We start from the raw sequence: 17941 nt of genomic DNA on the forward strand, positions 1-17941 counted from the left end.
TTCCGTCTGCGAGAATTGACGGATGCCTACCTCGCCGTTTGAATTCAAGGTCGCCGATCTCTCCCTCGCTGAGGCGGGACGACACCAGCTCCGCCTCGCAGAGAACGAGATGCCCGGTCTCATGTCGTTGCGCGCTGAATTCGGTGAATCGAAGCCCCTCACGGGTGCCCGGATCGCGGGAAGCCTGCATATGACCGTGCAGACCGCCGTGCTGATCGAGACACTAACGGCCCTCGGTGCCGAGGTGCGCTGGGCGAGCTGCAACATCTTCTCGACGCAGGACGAAGCGGCCGCCGCAATCGTCGTCGGCTCGGGAACCCCGGAGGCTCCCGCAGGCGTGCCCGTGTTCGCCTGGAAGGGTGAGTCGCTTGAGGAGTATTGGGAGTGCGCCGACCGCATCTTCGATTGGTCTGCCGAGGCTGAGGCGGCCGGTGCCGATTGGATCGGCCCCAACATGATTCTCGATGACGGTGGCGACGCCACCCTCCTCGTGCACAAGGGCCGTGAGTTCGAGCTTGCCGGCGCCGTGCCAGAGGACGCCGAGGGCGACAGCCACGAATGGCGCATTATTCTCGCAACGCTTCGGGAATCCCTCGCCACGTCGTCCGACCGCTGGACCAGGGTCGCGGCCGAGATCATGGGCGTCACCGAGGAGACCACGACGGGCGTGCACCGCCTCTACGAGCTCGCCCGCGATGGCGAGCTCCAGTTCGCGGCCATCAACGTGAACGACTCCGTCACCAAGTCCAAGTTCGACAACAAGTACGGCATCCGCCACTCGTTGCCCGATGGCCTCAACCGCGCCACGGATACCCTCATCGGCGGCAAGGTCGCCTTCGTCTGCGGTTACGGCGATGTCGGCAAGGGCGCGGCCGAGGCGCTGCGGGGACAGGGCGCCCGCGTGATCGTGAGCGAGATCGACCCCATCAACGCACTGCAGGCCGCGATGGATGGCTACCAGGTGACGACGCTCGCGTCAGTTGTCGGCGAGGTTGACATCCTTATTTCTGGCACGGGCAACAAGGATGTCATCACGGTTGATGACCTTCTTGGCCTCAAGCACCTGGCGATCGTTGCCAACGTCGGCCACTTCGACAATGAGATCGATATGGCTGGCCTTGAGACCCTCGAGGGCGCCGAGCGCATCGAGATCAAGCCGCAGGTGCACGAATGGCGCCTGCCGACCGGCCGCAGCATCCTCGTGCTCAGCGAGGGTCGTCTCATGAACCTCGGCAACGCCACGGGTCACCCGTCGTTCGTGATGAGCAACTCGTTCGCTAACCAGGTGCTCGCCCAGATCGAGCTCTATGCCCACGGCGAGAACTACGAGCGCCAGGTCTATGTGCTCCCCAAGCTCCTCGACGAGAAGGTGGCGCGCCTGCACCTGGATGCTCTCGGGGTCAAGCTCACGGTTCTCACGCCTGAGCAGGCCGCCTACATCGGCGTTCCTGTCGAGGGGCCATACAAGGTCGATCACTACCGCTACTAGCCCAAACCGTGCCTCGCGAGGCTGCTAGCGGTCGGGAAACTGATGCGGCAGCCCCGTGAGCACGGGCTCCAGCCTGGCGAGGCGGTCTCGCTCTGCGCGGAGCTTGCGGTACTCGCGATCACGCCGCACCGCCGAGATGGCTGCCAAGAAAAGCTCCGGATCGCAGTCGGGCACGGGGGAGACGAACGCTGCCGCCTCGCGGGCTAGATCCTGAGAGATGCGGTGGCGGGAATCGGGCGAATGGCCGGGGGCCTGACGCAAGAACTGGGTAACCCTGCGCGCAAGGCGGGGTGGGAGCTGCGCGACATCGGCAATCCGTGCCCATTCGGTGAGGGGCAGGGGCACTCCGTAGACGGGAGGATCCGCCTTGGCTACGCGCTCGTGCTGGCTATAGGTGCCGGCGATCAGATCCCCGAGGCGCTTCGATCGTGGATGCACCAGGGCAGTGATCGTGGCGATCCCGCCGAAGGTCATGAAGATTTCGACGACGCCGAGCAGCGAGCGGATGAAGGCGTGCCGAAACCCGATCGAGCCACCGTCGTCGCGCACGATGCGCGCGCCGATGGCGAGCTTGCCGAGCGAGCGACCCTGCGTGATCGTCTCGACAACCGTGGGCAGGACGACGATGAAGAGAACGAGCAGAACGACAGAGATTGACGTGATTGTCGCCTCGTCAACAACACTCGCCAGCAGGGGCGATGAGGCGACCAGCATCGCAGCGATAAACAGCACGATGTAGCAGCCCCAGTCGATCAACGCCCCGGCCGCCCGCAGCACAAAGTCGGCCGGGCGCAGGTCGAGGGCGACCGCCTCTCCCGTGATGAGCTCGTCATCCTGCAGAGACTGCACGGGCGCGCCAGCAACGGCCGAAACGGATGCTGCGTGCTGCTCGCTCTGCATGCCAGTATCTAAGCAGATGGATATCGACGCCTACGCCGCAGCTCACCGCGATGAGTGGAACGACCTCGCGCGACTTGGCGCGCAACGGCGCTTCAGCGGGGCCGAGGCCGACGAGCTCATCGAGCGTTATCAGGCCGGGGCCACCGATCTTTCCGCTCTCCGCACCGCGACGGGGTCGTCGGTTCAGGCCGACCGGTTGTCGGTGTGGCTCGCGAGGGCGCGTCTTCGCTTCACCGGCGCCAGCGCCAACGTTCTCACACGACTGCCCGTTTTCTTTGGCGCGCAGCTGCCCGCTGCGCTGTATCGCATCCGGTGGCTGACCCTCGCGGTCACGCTCGCAACCGCGGTCACCGCCACGCTCTTTGCCTGGTGGGCGCTCGCAAACCCGGCGGTGATGGCCAGCTTTGGAACAGAGGAGTTCCGGAGGCAGTTCGCCGAGGAGGATTTTGTCAACTACTACTCGGAACATTCGCCATCGTCATTCACCGGTTTGGTGTGGACGAACAACGCCTGGATAGCAGTGCAGTGCATCGCATTCGGGATCGTCGGCGTTTACGTTCCGTACCTCATCCTGGCCAACGCGCAGAATCTTGGGCTCTCGGCGGCCATGATGGCCGACAACGACCGCCTCGACGTGTTTTTTCTTTACATTTCCCCCCACGGTCAGCTCGAGTTGTATGCGATCTTCGTTGCGGCGGCCGCGGGACTGGCAATCTTCTGGTCGTGGGTTGCACCCGGTGCCAGAAGGCGGGCAACCGCGCTCGCCGAAGAAGGTAGAGCGCTGATCACGGTTGCCGTGGGCGTAACCCTGGCGCTTCTGCTCTCGGGGGTGATTGAGGGCTTTATCACCCGGCTTGAGTGGTTCTGGCCGATCAAGATCGGCATCGGAACGCTCGCGCTTGGGGTGTTCTTGGCCTATCAGTGGGGCTGGGGCAAGAGGGCATTCCAGGCGGGGGAGACGGGTGACCTCGATGAGTTTGAAGGGGGAGCCCGACAGCTCGTCGCAGGCTAAGAAATGGAGCGCAGCGCGGCTGGCTCCGGTTTATGAGAGCTCTCTCATCTGCACGGAATCATGCTCTCATTCGCGGCCGCCACTGTGTCTGTGTGCCCCTTTCAAACAAGTCGCTCACCGTCGTCGCTAGCGCGACGCTGAGCGCGTGCCTGCTCGCGGGAGGAATCGCAACCATCGCCTCGACCCTTCCGGCAGAAGAGGGAACGACGGTGCTGCCGGTCGATGGCGTGACGGGCACCCCGAGAGACAGCATCGCCGATGACACCACGGGGCCGAAGATTGACGGCGGTGCCACAGATTCGCCCGCGTCGGCGCTGGATTCTCCGGCCGAGCAGCCAGATACGCAGTCGGCCGAGGGCCAGTCAACCGAAGAAGCCGAAGAAGCCGAAGCGGTGAAGACGCCTGCGGCTACAGAGACGGCCCCGGTCACTGTTGAGGTTCCCCCCGCGGCGCCGGTTGCCGCGTCTCCGCTGCCGGAGCAACGGCCCGACCGTGCCCAGGTCATCGCGGCTATGCATGATTACGCGGTGCGGCTCTCTAGCGTGAACTGCCCGGAATGGATGCGCGTAGCTGCGGCCGGCCTAGGCAAGACCGGCACCGGCAAGATCGCCACGGACAGGTTCGGCGCCGACAAGAACGGCACCGATAAGGGGCTCGCACCCGACGGCGGCGTCGCCAGCACACCAGGCAAAGTGACATCCGAGGGGCCCGTGCTGGGGACTAAGCCGTCGGCAAGCGTGCCGCCTCCGACACCGCCGGTCGCCACCCAGGAGCCGGCGGCTCCTCATCCGAGTGAGCAGTCACAGCACTCCGAGGGGTGGAAAAATTCCGACCGAGGCTGGCACAAGCAGGCCACACCGCAGCAGCCAGCACCGCAGAAGTCAACGCAGAAGCAGTCCACACAGAAGCAGTCCACACAGCACGGCTCGGACCGCGGACACCGCGGCTCAGAACGAGGCGGTTGGGGTGGCCAACAGCGTGGTGGTGGCCGAGGGTAGGCCCGCCATCATGACGTGATGGTCGCGGGGTGATCGTCACGCATAAGGAGCCGGGTGCTTCGGGGTGCCCGGCTCCTTTGTGTCTCCGGCCAGTGTGTCTCAGGCCAGTGTGCCTCCGGCCAGCCCGTTCGGCGCTAGCCGTTGTGGTGACTCGTGAGCCGGTAGCCCATGCCCCGCACCGTCTCCACACGATGCCGCCCGATCTTGCGCCGCAAATAGCGCACATAGACATCGACGACGTTGGACCCCGGGTCGAAGTTGAACCCCCATACCCGGCTGAGCAGTTGCTCTCGGCTGAGGACCTGCTCTGGATGCAAGAGAAACTCCTCAAGAAGCGCAAACTCCCGCGCTGACAGGTCAACCTCCGCGCCGGCCGACCGCACCCGTCGCGTTTTGAGGTCGAGCTCGAGGTCGAGAAACGAGATGGTGTCGGTGTGGGGCGTCTCGGCGACGGAATCGTGCAGGCGCACCCGCACGCGGGCGAGCAGCTCGTCGAACCTAAACGGCTTTGAGACGTAGTCGTTCGCTCCGCCCTCGAAGCCGGCCACGGCATCCTGTGCGGAATCGCGAGCGGTGAGGATAATCACGGCGATGCCATTGCCCTCGTCGCGAAGCTGCTGCAGCACGGAGAAGCCGTCGAGCCGGGGCAGGCCGATGTCGAGGATGAGCAGGTCGAAGGTGCCGGTGCGGGCCGCCTCGAGGGCAGAGAGGCCATCGCGTTCGATCGACACACCGAAACCTGCCGCCCGCAGCCCTTTTTCTACGAATGACGAAATGCGGTCTTCGTCTTCTGCCACCAGGATTTGGGTCATTACTTGGTCCTTCCTCGTGGTGCTCGGGTGCTCCGGGGCAGGCGGATGGTGACTCGGGTGCCGACGACTCCGCTCTTAGCAAAGGCCTCGCCGCCGTGCGCCTGCGAAATGGCGGCAACGATGGAGAGGCCGAGCCCTGAGCCCTCGATGCCCCGCCCCTCGTCAGCACGGGTGAATCGATCGAAGATGCGTTCAATCTGTTCCTGCGGAATGCCCGGCCCATGGTCACTCACCCAGAGGTCGATCACAGCCCGGCCGTTGGCGTCGGAGGCCGAGGCGCTGCCGATCTGGATGGAGGAACCGGGTGGCGCATACTTTGCGGCGTTCTCGGCCAGTTGGAGCCAGGCCTGCGTAACCCGCTGGCCATCGATCGCCGCATGAGCCTCAGCCCGCTCGATGAGGGTCCATTCGTGGTTGGCTGAAAGCATCCTGGCCTTGGCGAAGACGCTCGTGGTGAGTTCATCGATTGCCGTCGATTTGAGGTGGACAAATCCGGGTGTGTGACTTTTGGCGAGTAGGGCGATGTCACTGACGAGCGTGTTGAGACGGTCGAGCTCGTCAATGGCGATCTCTCGCGTTTGTGTTAGCTCGTCGGGATGCTCGGGGTCGAGAAGCTCAAGGTGGCCGCGCACGATCGTTATGGGGGTCTTGAGCTCATGGCCGACATCGTCGAGCAGGCGTCGTTGGCTGAGGAACCCATGCTCTAAGCGCTCGAGCATGCCATTGACGGTGTGCGTGAGGTCTGTCACATCATCGTTACCGACGACGGGGATGCGCTTCGAGAGGTCTGTGCCCGTGATGCGGTCGGCGGTATCGCGCAGGGTGCGGATGGGGGCCAGAAGGCGCCCGGCGACGATCCACCCCACCACGCCGAGCACGAGGAGGCTGATCAACGCGATGAGCGCATATGACCGAAAGGCATCGGTCATTGTGGCCAGTTCCGACTCGAGGTTGTAGGCGCTCACGTAGATACCTGTCGCGGCGTCGCCTTCCACTGCAATGGGGATGGCAACGTAGCGCAGAACCCCCGAGTCTGACGCGGTGGTACCGATCACGATCTTCTCGTCGTCGGCCTCCCGTACGACCTGCTCGATGAACTCGTCGTCCTGATCGATGCGGAACGCGACGTTCGAGGAGGGGATGTAGGCCGGAACATCGTTGATGATGCCCACAGTGCTCTCGTTCGTATCGGGCAGAACCCGCTGCATTGCCAGGGTGAGAAGCTCGTCCACCGTCGCCGGGAACTCGTCGCCGGATTCGCCCCCGTCGGCGATGAACTGGAGGCCCTCGACCGTGAGGGTGAGCCGCTCATCAATCGTGTGGAGCACTCGCTCGCGTTGCACCAGGTAGGCGGTCGCGCCAGCCATGGTCATGCCGAGTGTCGCGACAAGCAGGATCGACGCCAGGATCCGTGCGCGCACGGACTTGACAGCATCGGCGATTCGCGGGGGCGTCACGTGCCTATTATGGGGGCCACCGCCCCGATTGTGGAGCTTTAGAGTCGCCCTGCTGCCTTGAGCGCGATATAGCGGTCGGCGAGGGCGGGGGGAAGCTCGGATGGCCGTGCCGTGACGACATCGCCGCCGAGCTGGCGGATAGCCATGGACACCCGCGCGCTGTCGAGAAGTGCCCGCTCCGCAGCCGCCGCCCGATAGACCTCGGCGGTCGTCGTTCTCGTGACCGAGGCATCCATCACATCGGGGTCGGAGACGGAGCTCACCACGACCGTGTGCCGTCGGGTGAGCTGCGGCAGCATGGCCAAGAGGGCCCTGGATGCTCCCGCCGACTCAATCGATGTCATCAACACGACGAGCGAATGCCTGGTCGTGACGGAGTCGACGATCGCGGGCACCGCTGTCCAGTCCATCTCGATCAGCTCCGGTTCAACCGGTGCCATCACCGTGACCATTCGCGAAAGCAGGTCGCCACTGGCCGACCCCAGCACCCGGCCGCGCACCCGGCGGTCAAACAGGATGGTGTCGACCCTGTCGCCCGCGCGCGAAGCGAGGGCCGCAAGCAAAAGGGATGCTTCGAACGCCGTGTCCAGGCGCGGCTCGTTGTCAACGCGGGCGGCCGAGGTGCGAGCGGTGTCGATGATGATGATGATGCGCCGGTCGCGCTCCGGGCGCCAGGTGCGCACGACAACGTCCTGGCGGCGTGCCGTGGCTCGCCAATCGATCGAGCGCACATCGTCACCACGCACGTACTCGCGCAGCGAGTCAAATTCGGTGCCCTGGCCTCTGATCATCACGCTGGTGCGCCCGTCGAGCTCGCGCAGCCGGGCCAGCCGGGAGGGCAAATGCCGGCGGGAATTGAACGGTGGGAGCACCCGGATGCTGCCGGGGGCATCAAGAGTCGCCTGTCGCCCCACCAAGTGCAGAGGGCCGAACGATCGAATACTCACGTGCGCCGTGCGGCGCTCGCCGCGGCGAAACGGTGTGAGCGTTGTGCTCACGGCCCGGCGTTCGCCAGCAGGGAGATCGAGTCGATTGCGCGATGGGCTTGCTGCGGCCGATGGCTGCCAACCGTCGCGAACGATGCCCCGCACCCGACGATTGCCGGTATTGGTCAGCACGAGAGTTGCGGTCACGGGTTCGCCCAGGCGCACCCGGTCGGGTAGCTCTCTCGCGATCTCGATGCGGCGGGGCGATCCGGCGAGCAGCAGGTCGGCCGTGCCGAGAAGAGCGACAAAGCCCACCCAGATGACGAGTACCCACGGGTCTGCGAGCACGACCACGGGCACGATGCCGAGCGCAACGAGTGCAACGAAAAGACCCGAGACCGCCACTAGATCGGCACCTGCACCTGCTGGAGCACAGAGCGAAGGATCGAGTCGGAGGTCACGCCCTCAAGCTCGGCCTCGGGGCGAAGCTGCACCCTGTGGCGCCACACGGGCAGCACCATTGCCTGCACGTGGTCGGGGGTTATGGCATCGAACCCGCTGAGCCATGCCCACGCTTGTGCTGCACCGAGCAGGGCGGTCGTGCCGCGGGGGCTGACCCCGAGCTTGACGGAGGGGCTCTGCCGGGTCGCGCGGGCAAGGTCCACGATGTAGGCGATCACGTCTGCGCTCGCCCCCGTCGCGGCGACCTCACGCTGCGCGGCAGCGAGACTCTGAGCGTTGAGAACGGCGGTAACGCCTGCGGCGTCGAGGTCGCGCGGGTTAAAGCCAGCAGCGCTGCGGGTCAAGACCTCGATCTCGTCGTCGCGCTGGGGAACCTCGAGAACCAGCTTGAGCAAGAAGCGGTCGAGCTGGGCCTCCGGCAGCGTGTAGGTGCCCTCGTATTCGATGGGGTTCATGGTCGCAGCGACAACAAACGGTGCGGGGAGCGGCCGAGAAAGCCCGTCGACGCTGACCTGACGCTCTTCCATCGCTTCAAGCAGGGCCGACTGGGTCTTGGGAGGGGTGCGGTTAATTTCGTCGGCGAGGAGGATGTTGGTGAACACGGGTCCCTCGCGAAAATCGAACTCGCCGGACTTTGCATCGTAGACAAGAGACCCCGTCACATCTCCCGGCATGAGGTCGGGAGTGAACTGGATGCGGCGGGTGTCGAGGGCAAGCGTGCGGCTGAGGGTGCGAACCAGCAGGGTCTTGGCGACCCCGGGGACTCCTTCGAGCAGCACGTGCCCGCCGGCGAGCAGGGCAATGATCAGGCCCGTTACGGCGCCATCCTGGCCGACCACAGCCTTGCCCACTTCGCTGCGCACGCGCGCGAATTCGGAGCGCAGAGCGGAGGTCGCAGCGGTCTGAGATGCGATGGTGTCGCTGAGATGCTCTGTCATGGGGTCATTCTCCCTTGGTTCAGGTCAGTGAGTCAGGTCGGTCAGGTCAGTCGAGGCAGAGGCAGAGGCAGAGGCAGAGGCAGAGGCAGGGGCAGGGGCAGGTCGGTCAGGTCAGGTTGGTGTGGTTGCTGTCGCGACGGCGCGCTCAAGCTCGAGCAGACGATCGGAGAGCTCCATGAGGTCGCGGTCATGTGCCGGTATTGCGTCAACCAAGACGGCCCGCACATCCGTCTGGCGCCATCCGGTAATGGCCGCGACCGTGTCCGCGACCTCATAGAAATCGGCGGTCCGGGGTAGCTTGCACTGGCCAGCGAGCCTCTGCACGGTTCCGATACGCAGAGAATCGAGCGCTCTCAGCCGAGCGGAGGATGTGCTGTAAAGCCTGGCCCTGCCTTCCATGGTCTCGGAGGCACGCACCGTCACGGGGAGGTTCTCTACAACGAGGGGGCCAAGCCGGCGCCCACGCCAGACCCCGGCCGCGACCGCCACGAGAGCCAGGAGGATAACCACAGGGGTGGTCCACTGGGGGCTCAGCGCAGGGTCTTCGTCCGAGGCGATGTCAGCGAAGCCCGGTATGTACCAGACGAGAGTGGGATTCTCGCCGAGCAGGCCGAACACCAACGCGGCATTGCCCACGCTTGCGATAGTGCCGTTGGTGAATGCTTCCGTTGCTCCGACAACGCTCACGGTGGTTTCGCCGTGATCGAACTGCACGACTGAGACGATGTCGTCGCCGCTGTCCAGGCACGAGACTACGGAGTCGTCACTGCCGAGATAGCGGTACCCCCGCCCGTCGCCCGTAACCTCGTCAGCCCGAACAACGGGGCCGAGGTCGCAGTCGGCGCTCAGCACACCAGAAACGCTCCCGGCCGCGGCAATCTCGGCATTCACCGCTTCCACAGCGGCGGTGGAGGGGTCGAGCAGCACCAGGTCGCGGGCGAGGGGCACGACATCGAGAAGCCGCGCGGCATTGTCGTCATCGAGAATGAGCAGGGGGTCGTGGACGAGGATCGTGCTGTCACGATCGGCGGATGCGGCACGCATCTGCTCGAACGAGGTCGCCACGATCACGTCGACCCCGTGGTCGCGCAACACCTCGACGGCGGCCATCGTTCCCTCAGGTCCGGGGGATTCGGGGTGCAGGGGTTCGCCGAGCGGGCGCCCGGCACCGGTGGCGATCATCGTGACGAGAACGAACACGAGGGCTGCCGAGACGAGCACAACCCAGAACACCCAGCGCCGAAGTGTTCGCCGCAATAGGGGAGTGGCGTAGCTCACGAGCGGCCCCCTGACTCAGCACCGGCGGTCATGCGATCATGCCCGGGCAACAGAGGCTTCTGCTTCTGGATCTCCTGGTCGAGTCGAAGGAGCGCGTCATACTGCTCCCGCGTTCCTTCGTGGTCGAGGTATCGCACAGAGTCAAAGATTTCGGCCGCCTTGGCCAGGTCGGTCGTGCTCGCCGGGAATGCCGAAGAGGCCCTGGCGGAGAACGCCTGGGCCGTGGTGCCCGGGGCTATTGTCACGACAGCGCGATGAGCAAGGTCGCGGGCAATCGCCCTGAAAAGGTCGAGAACCGCATCCGACCAGCGCCCTTGAGCGGCGGCTGACTGGGCGGCTGAGCGCATCTGCGCCGCCGTTCTCGCGTCGTCGTCGCCAAAAATTGTTGCGGAGATGCGGGTGCGGCGGGCAAGGGCGGGGCGGCCGAAGACGATGAAGGCGGTCACAATCACTGCGGCGACGGCAAGCGTGAGCAGCAGGAGGCCGATGCCCTGCTGGCCGTCTGTCGCGGTGATCTCCAGCGAGGTGAGCCAATCCCAAAAGTCGGCCGCCAGCTGGTCGAACCAGCTCGGCTTCGATTCCTGGTATTCACGGCGCGAGAGCTCACCAAGCACCCACTCGCGAGCTTCTTCGCGATCAGGCGTGAGGGGAGTCTCTTCGCTCTTCACGAGATGGGCCGGCGCCACGCTGTCAGGCCAGCGGGGTGCCAGGCTGACGCGCCGCCGGCGAGGTGTAGGGATTGCCGGAGGGGGCGACACCCGAGTCACGTTCCTCGACAAAGCGCGCGAGCTCGAGGTCGAGCCCCTCTTTGCGCATCCGCAGATCGAGATAAATGAGAGCGCTGGTCGACGACTGGATAATCATGCTGATCGCCGTGAGAACAACGATCAGGATGAGCATGACCACATAGACGACGGCAAACGCGATGATCGCGCTGGGGTTGTCTGATGCTGTTGGGTCGAGCAGAGAGGCGATCATGGGGGCGAAGAACGAAAACGGGGCGCTGACGAGGTTGGTGGCCAGGGCGAGAATGCTCGAGACCAGAATCTGGATGCCGAAGGTACGCCAGAACCGACCGGAAATGAGGGTCCACGATCGCGCGATCGCCGCCCGCAGCGGGAGCCGCTCAATCATGATCGCGCTGGGCACGAGCGACAGTTTTGTGCCGAGCCAGATGGCCAGGGCTGCCCCTCCGGCTATCGCGAAGAGCCCGAGCAGCACGCTCAGAACGATTCCCACAACTCCGAGGGTGGTGATGAACAAGACGATGATGGCGGTGAGCGCCGCGATGACGAGCAACAGGGCCGCCATCAGCAGGAGCGACCAGCCGATGAGGGCGCCGAAGCGCCCCTTAGCGGTCGCCCACAGCTGGCGAAGCGTGAGCTTTTCGCCCAGCACCGCGCGGGAGATCTCGATCACGACGATCCCCTGCAGGAGGGCGGCCGCAATCACGCTGAAGAAGATCGGCACAAGGTAGATCAGAACGGCGGCGAAGACCGTGCCGGCCGTGACGACGTCGGAGTCCTCGGCGGCGGTGTTCTCCAGACGCGGGAGCGCGGCCCAGAGAAAGAGGGCGATGATTCCGGCGCTCAGAATCCAGGTGGCGATCTGCGAGCCGAGCGCAATGGCCAAGGTCGGGCGCGGGTTGCGCCGGAAGGCGTTGAAGGTCGCCGCGAGCAGCGCGCCGAGCGTGAGGGGGCGAAGCGGGATGAGCCCGACCTGCGTGGGCTTGGTCCACTGCGGCGCTGGCCCGGGCTGAGGTGCCGGCGCCTGCTGGGACGGCATCCCGGCGTCCACGGGCGGCTGCCACGCGGGAACATCCGATGCTCCTGTTGGGGGCGGTGCGTCGCTCACGATTCTCCTCGTCGGTCGTGACTGGGTGTGGGCTCGCGTTCGGCGCCACTTGTGCTGCCGCACGCGTGTCGCGCGCCGCTCTACACCTCGTACGGCATTCATGCTGGCATACTCGGCTAATCTTGTGCTAAAGCCTCACCATCTCGCTCAGCGACATGGACTATTTGTGAAGACGGGGACGATGAACGCACGCATCTTGGTCGTTGACGACGACCTGGCACTTGCCGAGATGATCGGCATCGTGCTGTCCTCCGAAGGTTTCGAGGCCTCATTCTGCGGGGATGGCGCGCTGGCGCTCCAGGCCTTTCATGACTCGCGACCCGACCTCGTGCTTCTCGACCTCATGCTCCCGGGCAAAGACGGCATTGAGGTATGCGCAGAGATCCGCGCCGAATCCGGTGTTCCCATCATCATGCTCACCGCCAAATCGGATACGACGGATGTTGTGCGCGGCCTAGAAAGCGGAGCAGACGATTACGTCGTCAAGCCGTTTAATCCCAAGGAACTCGTGGCGCGCATCCGCACGAGGCTCCGGCCCACTCCCGAGACGAGCACCGATTTCTTGCGTATCGGGGACCTCACGATCGACGTTGCGGGCCACGAGGTCAAGCGCGGCTCTGCGGGGATCAACCTCACACCGCTTGAGTTTGAGCTGCTCCTGGCGCTTGCGCTCAAGCCCAATCAGGTCTTCACGCGAGAGATGCTCCTGGAGCAGGTGTGGGGCTATCACTACCGCGCAGACACGCGGCTCGTGAACGTGCACGTGCAGCGTCTGCGGGCCAAGGTTGAGCTCGACCCAGACAACCCCTCGATCGTCAGCACCGTGCGCGGCGTGGGCTACCGTGCCGGCACCACTCGCTGAGTCGCCGCTCACCGTGCTCGCCATGAGGTGGCGGGCCTTTCGCGCTGCCGTTATCCGCACCTGGCGCACGTCGCTGCAGTTTCGAACCGTCGCCATCACTGTTGTGCTTTCGGGCCTGGCCGTCACGATCATCGGGGGCTATATGTCCGTGGTCATCGGCGGCAATCTCTTCAGCTCGCGGCGAGACCAGGTAGAGGCGGAGCATGCCAGGGCCACCCTGCTCGCCCAGGACTACTTTGCCAATGCCGTCGCGGCCGATGATGCCAGCCAGCTCGACTTCGACACCCTCAGTGGCGATGTCCAGACCCGCATCCTCTCGTCGACAACGAGCCCGGGTGGCACGGGGTTTGCCATGCTCAGGGTGCCCGGCCAGACCACGCAGTTCGTGATGCAGCCAACGCAAAGCCGCGGTTTCTCGTCGTCAGTGCTGAGCGATGGCCTGCGCGAACTGGTTGTCAAAGACTCGGGGCGCGTCTATCTGCAATCGGTCACGCTGCCCTCCGGTGCGCCGGGAATCGTCTCCGGTTCCCTCGTCTCGGTTCCCTCAGCGGGCAACTACGAGTTCTATCTCGTCTTTGATTTGTCGGATGCCCAGCAGACGTTGGACTTCGTGCAGCAGACGCTGGCGATCGGCCTGATCTCGCTTGTGCTTCTCATTGGCGGCGTCACCTGGGTGGTGGTCCGTCTCGTTGTCGCGCCGATTAGGGTCGCCGCAGAGACGAGCGAGCGGTTGGCAGCAGGGCAGCTGGAACAGCGCATCCCCGAGCGCGGCGAAGATGTCATTGCCACCCTTGCCCGGTCGTTCAACGGGATGGCCGACAGCCTGCAACAGAAGATCACCCGCCTTGCGGAGGTGTCTCGAATGCAACAGCGATTCGTCTCGGATGTTTCGCATGAGCTGCGAACGCCGCTCACGACGATTCGACTCGCCGGAGACGTGATCTACGACCAGCGCGAGGACTTCACCCCAACGACGGCGCGCACGGCCGAGCTTCTCCACACGCAGATCCAACGGTTCGAGATTCTGTTGGCCGACCTGCTGGAGATCAGCCGATTTGATGCCGGCGCGGTTGAGCTTGAGCTTGAACCAGTGAGCCTCGTTCGCCTCGTCGACGATGCGCTTGAGTCGATGCGGCCACTCGCCGATGAGCGAGGGTCATCGCTCGAACTGGTCGCGAAGGGTGGCTACTACGAGGTCGAGGTCGACCCCCGTCGCATCCGTCGCATCCTTCGCAATCTCCTGGGTAATGCCATCGAGCACGGTGAGGGCAAGCCGATCGTCGTCACGATCGACAGCAATGCCACGGCAATCGGCTTTACCGTCCGCGATCACGGAATCGGCATGACGGCAGATCAGCTCGACCATGTATTCGAGCGGTTTTGGAGAGCGGATGCATCGCGGCAGCGCACGATCGGTGGCACAGGTCTTGGCCTCGCCATTGCCCTCGAAGATGCGGGACTGCATGGCGGGGTCATCGAGGTGTGGTCGGAGCCCGGATCGGGCACGGTGTTCAGAGTGACGTTGCCCCGCACCCCCGGCGCCGCTCCCGGCGAATCACCGCTGTCGCTGACTCCCGAAGACAGGGATAACGACGCGGATGCGGCCACGGCTGTTGAGGAGGTTCAGGATGCTGGATAAGCGCTCGGCCTCACTCTCGACCCTGCGCAGGGTGATCGCTTCTGCAGTAGTCCTACTGGTGGCCGCGCCGGTGCTGTCGGCTTGCGTTGGCATCCCGCGCGCCGGAGCTGTGTTCGTGGGCGACGAGGTGAGCCAGAAAGATCCAGGAGGCATTGAGTACATCGTTGATGGTCCCGGCGAAGACGATAGCGTCGAGGAGATCCTGAGAGGCTTCATCAACGCGTTCAAGAGCTCAGGTGACTACGACGTCGCTCGCCAGTTCTTGAGTTCGGAATTCGTCAACGACTGGGATCCGCGCGAGAGCGTGCTTCTGCACACCGGTGCCTCCCGGTTCGTGCCGGTAACGGCCACGGCGATGGACTTCGTGCTCACGCCGAGTGCATCCGTCGATGCTGCCGGGGCCTACCGATCGTTCACCGCGGCACCGGCAACGCTGCACTACGAGTTCGTACAAGAAGACGGCCAATGGCGCATCAGCTCGGCTCCGAATGGAATTGTGCTCACGCTGGGCTCATTCCAGAACGCCTTCAGCCGCCAGGTTCTCTATTTTCTCGACACCGGCGGCAACTACTTGGTTCCCGATCTGCGGTGGTTCCCCGTGGGCACTGCGGCAACCCGGGTGGTCTCGGCCGTCTTGGCCGGCCCCCCGCCGTGGTTGCAGGGTGCGGCAACGACCTCATTCCCCGAGGGGACGCAACTCAGCTCGCCCAAACGGGTGGCCGTCGACGGCCAATCTGCGCTGATCGACCTCACCCCGGAGGCTTTGGCAGCATCCGAGGCTCAGCGTCAGCTCATGCGCCTGCAATTGGAGGCGAGCCTGGGCCGGGTGTCGAGCATTTCATCCGTCGTTATGTCGGTCAATGGCAGCGAGCTACCGGTGGGAGAGCCCGTCAGGGGGCTGCCGCAGGCGCGGCTTCAGGTCGATAGCAGGCCGCTCATGCTCCACGACGGCGTGTTCGGCTACTTCGCGAACGGCACCGTCACCGAGATCGAGGGGCTGAGCGACCGGGTTGTTGCCCTTGCGCCCCGGGCCGCAACACTGGGCTCGAGCGAATCCGTCGCTGCGGTGCTCGGCGTCGATGGGGTTTCTGTGGTCAGACGGCAGGGTTCGCCGACGCTCGTCGACTCACGCACCGACCTCGTTGCACCATCGCTCGACGGCTATGGGTACGTGTGGTCTGCCCAGCGCGGTTCGACGAACTCGCTTCAGGTCCTCGGCTTCGGGGGTGAGCAGTTTGCCTTTACTTCTAATCTTCCGGTGGATGGGGAGGTCGTAGGCATCGAGGTTTCGCGCGATGGCTCGCGGCTGGCGATCCTGCTCAAATCCAATGGCGGTCCACGTCTTATCGTTTCGGCCATCATTCGTGACACGGCAAACGGCCAAGCACCCCTCTCGCTCGGTGTGCCCATCCTCGACGCGGTGGAGGAGAGCGGCACCGCGGTAGGCCTCGCCTGGGTTGACGAGACCACCGTCGCCACGCTCGTCGACTCCGGAGCGCGCTCCGCCGTGCAGGCCTACCAGGTGGGCGGGTTCAGATCGCCGCTGGGCTCGGCGGATGCTGCCGTGGGCATCGTAGGAGCCAACGGCGAGAGCGGCCTTCGCATTATCGGTGCGGACGGCATCGTGTCGGTGCGTCGGCCGAGCGGATGGCAAAGCACTCAGGCGGAAGCTTCGTTCATCGCAACGCAACGGTAGGCGAGCTTCCTCCCCACCGCTGCCTCGAGTCGGCAGCCCCGACTCTGACTCACGCGACAGCGGGAGTGGGTCTTCGGCTGCCACCATCGGCGGATGCTTGCTCGCATTTTTGAGGCCGTGCACGACGCGGTTGCGTTAGTCCTGCCTGTCGCCTGCACCGGATGCGGGGCTCCCGATCGTTCCGTCTGCGGTCAGTGCCGCTCTCGGTTGGTGCCGGAGCCTCGGTCGCGCGTCCTTGAGGACGGCACGACCATCGTGTCGGCACTCCGCTATGAGGGTGTCGTGCGCCAGTGCATCATCGGTCTCAAAGAGAACGGACGGACGGATGCCGCGCGCTACCTCGCGCCCGCGCTCGCCGCGGCTGCGGAGGCGGCTCTGCTGGCCAACCCGCAGGGCGACTCGCTGGTCCTCGTGTGTGCCGTGCCATCCCGAAGGGCGTCGTTTGGCGCCAGAGGGTATTCGCCAGTCTCCCTTCTCTGCCGACTCGGCCTCGGCATTCGCCCGCGCGCCGTTCTCGCGCAACGAGATGGCCGCGTGAGTCAAAAGTCGCTGGGGCGCGAAGGGCGCACATACAACGCTGGCGGTGCCTTTGCCGCCGTCGCCGACGTCGCCGGAAGGCGGGTGATGATCGTGGACGACGTTGTGACGACGGGGGCGACAATCCTCGATGCTGCGCGGGCGATTAGAGAGGCCGGAGGGTACGTGATCGCTGCCGCCGTAGTGGCGGACACGCCGCTCATGCGGGAGGTTGGCTAATAGTTTTCACCATATTCGGAGGGTGTCCCGAAAGTTCTCGTGACATCTCCAGCAGCCAGCACTACGGTGAACAAAAGAGGCGCGCAAGCTCGCCTGGTTCGCGAATTGCGCGTCGAAAGAGAACCAGGAGGACGGCATGGAAATTTCCATCTACGGACGCAATGTGGATATCACGGATCGCTTTCGTGACTACGCGACCGAGAAGGCGGAGAAGGTTTCACACCTCGCGCCCAAGGCCATCGCTTTTGAGATCAAGGTCAGTCGGCACAACGAGAAGAATTCGTCATCCGGAGAAGATCGGGTCGAACTCATGCTCATCGGGCCAGGGCCTCTCGTGCGGGCCGAGGCGGAAGGGACCGACAAGTACGTCGCCTTCGATATTGCCCTCGACAAGATCCTCGAGCGAATACGACGGGCCAAAGACCGCAAGAAGGTGCATCGCGGTCAGCACCGCCCCGTTTCGCTTCACGAGGCGTCCACCGGTGGATTCAGTGTTGTTGACATAACCCCGGCTAGTCCGGAACGGATCGAACAGGTCACAACGGGCTCGATCCCCGTGCAGCCTGCCCCCGAGCCCGGCGATGACGACTGGAGCCCTGTCGTCATCCGCAAGAAGCTGTTCCCCTCGATGACCATGACGGTCGAAGATGCGCTCTACAACATGGAGCTGGTCGGGCACGACTTCTACCTCTTTATCGATGCGGAGAATGACCGCCCCAGCGTTGTCTATCGCCGAAAGGGATGGGACTACGGCGTCATCGGTCTCGATGATGCCGCCGCGCGAGAGGCGGCAGGAAAGCGTAGCGCCCGTCGCTAGACGACCGCGATAACACCGGAGGAGGGGCGCATCGGCGCTCCTCCT

General features: G+C 64.7%; 16 protein-coding genes. 8 read left to right on the plus strand and 8 right to left on the minus strand.

The features are described 5' to 3' along the window. Positions 1 to 22 precede the first annotated feature (22 nt). Positions 23 to 1489 (plus strand): adenosylhomocysteinase, encoded by a 1467-nt coding sequence (gene ahcY, locus C2138_RS03040; RefSeq protein WP_108515437.1) that lies wholly within the window; start codon positions 23 to 25, stop codon positions 1487 to 1489. 24 nt (positions 1490 to 1513) lie between these two features. On the opposite strand, the gene C2138_RS03045 is transcribed toward ahcY, so the two are convergent. Next, positions 1514 to 2389: an RDD family protein gene (locus tag C2138_RS03045; protein ID WP_108515439.1), complete on the minus strand. Its 876-nt coding sequence runs from the start codon at positions 2387 to 2389 to the stop codon at positions 1514 to 1516. A gap of 16 nt (positions 2390 to 2405) precedes the next feature. On the opposite strand from C2138_RS03045, the gene C2138_RS03050 reads away from it, so the two are divergent. Together C2138_RS03050 and C2138_RS03055 are read left to right on the plus strand one after the other, a co-directional pair. Continuing rightward, positions 2406 to 3401, plus strand: coding sequence for a stage II sporulation protein M (locus C2138_RS03050; RefSeq protein ID WP_108518727.1), 996 nt, complete (start codon positions 2406 to 2408; stop codon positions 3399 to 3401). A gap of 92 nt (positions 3402 to 3493) precedes the next feature. Further along, positions 3494 to 4399, plus strand: coding sequence for a hypothetical protein (locus C2138_RS03055; protein WP_108515440.1), 906 nt, complete (start codon positions 3494 to 3496; stop codon positions 4397 to 4399). Positions 4400 to 4533: 134 nt separating this feature from the next. Here the strand turns inward: C2138_RS03055 and C2138_RS03060 are convergent, their stop codons facing one another. The 7 genes from C2138_RS03060 to C2138_RS03090 all read right to left on the minus strand — a co-directional run bounded on the left by C2138_RS03060 (position 4534) and on the right by C2138_RS03090 (position 12126). Then, positions 4534 to 5211 carry a response regulator transcription factor gene (locus C2138_RS03060; protein WP_108515442.1) on the minus strand — a complete coding sequence of 226 codons (678 nt, stop codon included), beginning with the start codon at positions 5209 to 5211 and terminating at the stop codon, positions 4534 to 4536. Beyond that, complete coding sequence (locus tag C2138_RS03065; RefSeq protein ID WP_108515444.1) at positions 5211 to 6668, minus strand: sensor histidine kinase; 1458 nt, start codon at positions 6666 to 6668, stop codon at positions 5211 to 5213. The genes C2138_RS03060 and C2138_RS03065 overlap by 1 nt, the downstream gene beginning before the upstream one ends. Before the next feature lie 38 nt (positions 6669 to 6706). Next, entirely contained in the window at positions 6707 to 7999 is a 1293-nt protein-coding gene (locus tag C2138_RS03070) for a DUF58 domain-containing protein (protein ID WP_108515446.1), read from the minus strand. Next, positions 7999 to 8994, minus strand: a complete 996-nt coding sequence (locus tag C2138_RS03075; protein WP_108515448.1) for an AAA family ATPase — start codon at positions 8992 to 8994, stop codon at positions 7999 to 8001. The genes C2138_RS03070 and C2138_RS03075 overlap by 1 nt, the downstream gene beginning before the upstream one ends. 111 nt (positions 8995 to 9105) lie before the next feature. After that, on the minus strand, positions 9106 to 10272 hold the full coding sequence (locus tag C2138_RS03080; protein ID WP_159078123.1) for a DUF4350 domain-containing protein: 1167 nt from the start codon (positions 10270 to 10272) through the stop codon (positions 9106 to 9108). Further along, positions 10269 to 10958 carry a DUF4129 domain-containing protein gene (locus tag C2138_RS03085; protein ID WP_108515451.1) on the minus strand — a complete coding sequence of 230 codons (690 nt, stop codon included), beginning with the start codon at positions 10956 to 10958 and terminating at the stop codon, positions 10269 to 10271. The genes C2138_RS03080 and C2138_RS03085 overlap by 4 nt, the downstream gene beginning before the upstream one ends. Positions 10959 to 10962: 4 nt before the next feature. Next, positions 10963 to 12126: a hypothetical protein gene (locus C2138_RS03090; protein WP_159078124.1), complete on the minus strand. Its 1164-nt coding sequence runs from the start codon at positions 12124 to 12126 to the stop codon at positions 10963 to 10965. A 181-nt stretch (positions 12127 to 12307) separates the two neighbouring features. On the opposite strand from C2138_RS03090, the gene mtrA reads away from it, so the two are divergent. From mtrA to hpf, 5 genes are all read left to right on the plus strand, one after another. Then, positions 12308 to 12988 carry an MtrAB system response regulator MtrA gene (gene mtrA, locus C2138_RS03095; protein ID WP_108515455.1) on the plus strand — a complete coding sequence of 227 codons (681 nt, stop codon included), beginning with the start codon at positions 12308 to 12310 and terminating at the stop codon, positions 12986 to 12988. Then, entirely contained in the window at positions 12969 to 14627 is a 1659-nt protein-coding gene (mtrB, locus tag C2138_RS03100) for an MtrAB system histidine kinase MtrB (protein ID WP_233245602.1), read from the plus strand. Before mtrA ends, mtrB begins: the two co-directional genes overlap by 20 nt. Further along, positions 14617 to 16323, plus strand: coding sequence for an LpqB family beta-propeller domain-containing protein (locus C2138_RS03105; protein WP_159078125.1), 1707 nt, complete (start codon positions 14617 to 14619; stop codon positions 16321 to 16323). Before mtrB ends, C2138_RS03105 begins: the two co-directional genes overlap by 11 nt. 93 nt (positions 16324 to 16416) lie before the next feature. Beyond that, the gene (locus tag C2138_RS03110; RefSeq protein WP_108515459.1) at positions 16417 to 17079 is read left to right on the plus strand and encodes a ComF family protein; all 663 of its coding nucleotides are present in this window, start codon (positions 16417 to 16419) and stop codon (positions 17077 to 17079) included. A 136-nt stretch (positions 17080 to 17215) separates the two neighbouring features. Further along, the gene (gene hpf / locus C2138_RS03115) at positions 17216 to 17896 is read left to right on the plus strand and encodes a ribosome hibernation-promoting factor, HPF/YfiA family (protein WP_108515461.1); all 681 of its coding nucleotides are present in this window, start codon (positions 17216 to 17218) and stop codon (positions 17894 to 17896) included. Positions 17897 to 17941: the final 45 nt, after the last annotated feature.

The organism is Salinibacterium hongtaonis (genome assembly GCF_003065485.1).
Lineage (GTDB): Bacteria > Actinomycetota > Actinomycetes > Actinomycetales > Microbacteriaceae > Homoserinimonas > Homoserinimonas hongtaonis.